General features: G+C 47.9%; 5 protein-coding genes and 1 riboswitch. Of the genes, 3 read left to right on the forward strand and 2 right to left on the reverse strand.

The window, feature by feature from the left end; all coding sequences use genetic code 11:
• Positions 1-107 precede the first annotated feature (107 nt).
• Together U9P07_08290 and U9P07_08295 are read left to right on the forward strand one after the other, a co-directional pair.
• Positions 108-386, forward strand: coding sequence for a type II toxin-antitoxin system Phd/YefM family antitoxin (locus tag U9P07_08290; GenBank protein ID MEA2109400.1), 279 nt, complete (start codon positions 108-110; stop codon positions 384-386).
• Positions 373-774 carry a type II toxin-antitoxin system VapC family toxin gene (locus tag U9P07_08295; protein MEA2109401.1) on the forward strand — a complete coding sequence of 134 codons (402 nt, stop codon included), beginning with the start codon at positions 373-375 and terminating at the stop codon, positions 772-774. The genes U9P07_08290 and U9P07_08295 overlap by 14 nt, the downstream gene beginning before the upstream one ends.
• A gap of 481 nt (positions 775-1,255) precedes the next feature.
• Here the strand turns inward: U9P07_08295 and U9P07_08300 are convergent, their stop codons facing one another.
• Positions 1,256-3,142 (reverse strand): hypothetical protein, encoded by a 1,887-nt coding sequence (locus tag U9P07_08300; protein ID MEA2109402.1) that lies wholly within the window; start codon positions 3,140-3,142, stop codon positions 1,256-1,258.
• A gap of 222 nt (positions 3,143-3,364) precedes the next feature.
• Positions 3,365-3,733, reverse strand: coding sequence for a hypothetical protein (locus U9P07_08305; protein MEA2109403.1), 369 nt, complete (start codon positions 3,731-3,733; stop codon positions 3,365-3,367).
• A gap of 118 nt (positions 3,734-3,851) precedes the next feature.
• Positions 3,852-4,053, forward strand: a riboswitch (cobalamin riboswitch).
• Between the two features lie 8 nt (positions 4,054-4,061).
• Here U9P07_08305 and U9P07_08310 point away from each other — a divergent pair.
• The coding region (locus tag U9P07_08310; GenBank protein MEA2109404.1) for an ABC transporter substrate-binding protein at positions 4,062-5,467 on the forward strand (1,406 nt) is incomplete at its 3' end.

Below are 5,467 nucleotides of genomic sequence, written 5' to 3' on the forward strand. Positions count from 1 at the left end.
AGATATTTTTTGTTGACTACCTGTTTGCAAATTGATATTACTATATGGACATAATGGTTATAATGACCATGTTATTTTAGGTTTTTAATTTATGGGGGTTTGCAGCTATGCCTACAGTTTCAGTGGCTAATGCCAAAAGTCATCTATCAGAACTTATAGCCAAGAGTTCTTATGCGCATGAGCGGTTTATTATTACCCGCAGGAATAAACCGGTAGCGGCCTTGGTTAGCCTTAATGATCTTAAACTTATTGAACAGTACGAGGAACGGCAGGGGTTGGCCTCTATTGCCGGGAAATGGAGAGGTTTTGAAGAAGTGAGTGAAAGCCTGGAGGATCTTCAGCAACTTCGGCGAAAAGGTGGAAGTGGGCGCAATGTTTCTTTTTGATACCGATGTTATTACTAATATTCTAAAAAAATCTCCTTCTGAAAACCTGCTGAAACGTCTTAGTGAAGTTCCGATGTATGAGCAGCATATTTCGACTATCACAATTTCAGAGATTGTTTATGGTGCAGTTAAGAGTATACGACCTGAATACCATTTAGACAATCTGGAATCTATTTTACTTCCTTCAGTGAATATTGTTGGATTTGATTCTAAAGCCGCTTACATTTGTGGTCGATTGCGTGCAACCCTGGAAAAAGCCGGGTTGCCGCTTGATCTGGCAGATTTGGAGATTGCATCTATCGCAATTGCCGGGGATTTAGTGTTGGTTACCGGAAACACCAAACATTTTTCCAGGATTTCCGAACTTGAAATTGAAAATTGGCTATAATATTAGTAACTATTCAGCACATTGTATTACACCTTAAGTAGTAAACTCGGGACTGTCCCCAGCTTCACCGGGGGCTGTCCCAGATGTTTAATGAAACAATGTCGGTATACACCGCAAAAGCCTGAGACATTCCCCTTTTAAACCAAAAAGCTCGGGGACAGTCCCGGTTTTGCTTGGAGCAGTGCGCTTCATAAAGATGTGCTGAATAGTTACTAATATTATTACTCAACTTTCTGATTTGCATTGCCAGGAATAGATAATGGGATGTTCGGTCTTGGTTTATAGCTATTGGCCGCCTGGGTGGGGACAGTTTTTAAAACTGTCCCCCATTGGTGATTCGTGGCAGACGCGGGGACATTGCTTTAGCGGTGTCCCCACAGTCTAACTGTTTTTAGGGCAACTCAGAAAGTTGAGTTATTATAAGTTGAAGCTTATAGTCAGAAAGCCCGCGAGAGCAGTGTGTCCTCTTTTAACCATTCAGCTACCGGGCGGCGATAAAAGAGGTTGCCCAGAGATAGTAACGCTCGAAATAATTGTCGGCCGGGGTTACGGCAATGTAGAGATAATATGTACCCGGCGGCAGGTCTGCGAGTCTAAACGTAGTATCCCACAGCAATACATCATTAACGACAGAGGTCTCATTCGTTTTCCAGGCGGGTAAAACGGTGCCCGGCAGCTGTAGATGTAGAGCATTGTCGGCATTAAGCATATAAAAGAGCATCTCTGGGCCCAAGGCCGCAGATTGTAAGCCGATGCCGACATAGATGTCCACAGCCTCTGAAAATGGGGGCAAGCCAATCCGAAGATTTACCTCGCCGTCAGACACCTTGCCGCTGGCAAAGGGCCAGCAGGCAGCGGGATCAGACTGTTTTACCGGCTCGATAACTCGGGAATAGTTCCAGGCATCCTGGCCCGTCGGCACCGGCAGGGGCTCCCCGTTATATACAGGAATGCCAAGAGCGGCAAATTGAGCCTCAATGGTTACATCATCAGTAATTGTCATCGTGCAGTCTTCCCTACCGGAACAACTTCCACCACTCCATTGGGCAAATGAACTCGTGTAATTATCTCCGTTGATGGGCACGGGGGTGAGAGTGATTGTTTGTCCCTTCAGGTAGGTCAGGGTACAGGTTTCCGAGGCTATGGACGCACCCGGACCACAGTCGAATCTGTCACTAGTACGTACTATGCCGGAACCCCTGACCGTCAAGGTAAGCGTTGCAAACATGTCAGGAGTAACCGACACCAGGTTTGACTGATATTCTTGATCGCAAAGTCGGTCATCGAATTTAACTCTCACCGCAGTCATCGTTGCAGGGGCTGTCGCGGCATCAAACCACAGATTATTAAGATTTCCCGGGGTTCCCAAAGCACAAAATCCGTACACTCTCTGGTCATCCTGGTCATAGATATCAACCCATGTCCTTGATGAATTTGTATTGAGACCGCAGGGAGGTAAGCCTGGCGAAGGTGTGAAAAGGCTTTCAGGATAGGCATTGTAATTAGTTACTGAAAGCTGATACCGAAGTCTCTGGACACCATCGACCATGACGTTCTGCGTCCCGGTCAAGCTCAGCTGCGGATCAGGCAGGCCACTGGGGCACTGGGCGTTCATCTCCGGCCAGTCACAGGAATCAGCCGGGTACATCTGGACGTTATCCACCTGCATGGCGCCGGTGAGATTTGCATCATGACGATAGCCCGGAATAAAAAGGCCTAGCGGATAATCATCGATTGACTCGTCATTGAACAGAACTTCACCATTTACCACCACGGCCCAGCGATTACCGTCCAGATCAAAATAACAATCAAAATGAATCGGCACCCCGGTTTCATAGGTGGTTGTAAGAACTCTACTTCCCCCGCTCTCAAAAGCCATGCTTCCATCACTCCACGTTAGAATATCGGCAACCTTACTCTTGGCCGGATGGAGAGAATCATCGCCTCTCCCATTACGGAAATAAAAATCATACTCTTCATATGATTCGAAAAGGACATCCCACGAAACCCGGACACAGCCGCTGTTAAAGGCACGGTCATAAAAATCAAAATGCGCCCCATAGCCGGCATAATCATCCGTATCCTGAACGCGCATAAAATTGCCGGTCGTCAGCGTGGGACCAGTTACAGTGCCACTGTTTTCGACAATGAAACCATCCGCTTTTCCGAGATAGCAGGGGCGGTCGGTACGATTGTCCGCCGTGGGAACAACCTGACCCGGAACAAATTCAGGGGGCACATAATGGGTATAGCTCACGATGCCTTCAAAGGTCGCATCTATATGATTCACCGCCAGACACGTAGCCTGAAACGCAAACAATAAGACAACAGCCAACAATAATGAACGACAAAACGATCCGATTTTCATAGCATCCTCCTTTTTATGATTGTGTTGTTGACGGCGGGTGATAAGTAAACGCTTTTAAATCAGGATGGTGGAATGGGAAATTAAGGGAAATCCAGTGGTGGCAAATTTTACCACATCTGATGAGGCGATTATCCAATTCGCTAAATCCATCCCGGAATTTTTTTGAACTCCACAAACACTTGTTACGGATTAATAACTGATGTATTGCAGGCAATCCTGCTGTCAGCTGTTGAGGGCTATCAGGGAAACGCCAATTTCCTGTTCAATCGCCTGCAGTCGGTCCAACTGTTCTTTGTTGAGTTGGGTGGCAAGGACATCATTACAGGAAAAAGCGAGAATCGTTGTTCCCAGTTCTTTCTCCAGCTGGTCAATCGTTTCCAGTTTCTGTTTATCGATCTTGGAATAACCACAAACACTGGCCATGATATCACCTCCTGTTTCAGGTTCTTTCTTACCAGCATAACAGCTCAAACGAAAAAAGCAAGTTTCAGCCAGTTTTGGAGGGGTATCACGCAAAAAAATACTGCCTATGGCTGCCGGTTTAATGCCATCAATATTTTCTGTTCCTGGAAATGCTTTTCTGATGATCACAGAATATCTCGTGGCTTGTTATAGGAAATTTGCTTATGCTTTTTCCTGAGAGTTAATCCTGAATACCTTTTTATCCCTTGACATTTGCCGGAGCTTGTTTTACTGAATGGCGTATAAAATTTATCGAAAAGTTCAAAGTGGCAGGCTGTCTGAATGGACAGTCGCCTGAAAAGGGAATGCCGTGGAAATCGGCAACGGGCCCGTCGCTGTGACCGGGGACGAAAACCACAAAAAGCCACTGGCTGAATATGCAGCTGGGAAGGCGTGGTTAGTAGGTTAATCCGGGAGTCAGAAGACCTGCTTTGAATCTGATTGACAGCTGATCCCCGTGGCTTGGGATAAGGCTGTATGCTGTGGGAAAATCAGGGATCCCCGGATCAGTAAAATGGTCCGGGGATTTTTTTATGTGGAAGTGGGAAATACAATGAAATATCGTCGTTCAATAGTAATTCTGGTAGCCATGGTTGTTTGCCTGTGGATCGGACTGCCGGTTTACGGTGCTTATCCGGTTTGTTTTACCGATACTGCTGGCCGCCAGGTGGAGATCGATAAAACCCCGCGGCGGGTGGTATCGTTGGTGCCGACCATTACTGAAATGATCATGCGCCTGGGGGCGGCGGAGGCGATAACCGGGATCACCTATCATTCCGTTTTGCCGCCGGAATGTGCTGGTAAAACCATAGTTGGTGGTTTCCTACATCCCGATCCGGACAGAGTCGCGGAGTTGAAGCCGGACCTGGTTTTTTATGCCGGCCTGCAGGAAGAAATTCCAGCAGCGTTGGCCGGTAAAACGTACCTGGTTGACCTGGAATCCCATTCGCTTAAAGACGCTTTTGTCCATCTTCGGCTGCTGGGTAGGATTTTTAATCGCGAAAAGGAAGCGGAAAAGATTATTGCCGGGGAAAAACGGCAAATGGAAGTGGTAGCGGCGAAAATCGCCAAAATCCCGTTGGCGAAGAGAAAAAGAGTCATCCGGCTCATGGGACGTACCATGGTGATAACTCCCGGAGATGATTCTTTTCAGAATGAATATATTCGGGCGGCCGGTGGCATCGCCCCGGCTTTCGGCCGCAATGGGACAATCATTACCGTATCTTTGCAGGAATGGCAGCGTTTCAATCCGCAGATTATTTACGCTTGCGGCGGTGACCGTCAGGTTGCTGAGCTGCTGGAAAATCCTGGCTGGCGGGAAGTGGAGGCGGTTAAGAATGGGCGGATATATTTCTTCCCCTGCGATTTGACCTGCCGGGCCGCTACCCATCCGGGTTCTTTCACCTCCTGGCTTGCTGCCCGGATCTACGGGAAAGAATTTGAAAATTCGGCCAATAATGTGCTGCCGGAAAAGATTGTCAGTCAGCGTCAGCTGAGTATCGACCTTGATTATGTAAAACAGGCGCGGATTATCGAAAGCGATATCCGTGATTTTCGCAACCGGACATTGGTGCTGGATTTTCAGCGGCCGCTGCGGGTGGTTTCCTCCCTGAAAGGTGAAAAACCGGGGATGGAAAGGGTGGCTAATCATTATTTTCCCCCGCCGAGCTGGGCCTTGGGGCATGACCAGGGCCTTGCCGGTCTCCGCTCCCGGACGCTGAAAGTTCTTGGCTTTGATCCGGCATCAACGGCAATCTTGTTTACCGGGGCTGATATGAACAACCTGGCGGTGGTAAAAAAGAAACATCGTGATTTGGCCGTCTACGCTCTGGTTACCGCGGGAGTACATTCGAATGCCGTCCG

It is taken from the genome of Pseudomonadota bacterium (assembly GCA_034660915.1).
In the GTDB taxonomy this organism is placed as follows: Bacteria; Desulfobacterota; Anaeroferrophillalia; order Anaeroferrophillales; family Anaeroferrophillaceae; genus DQWO01.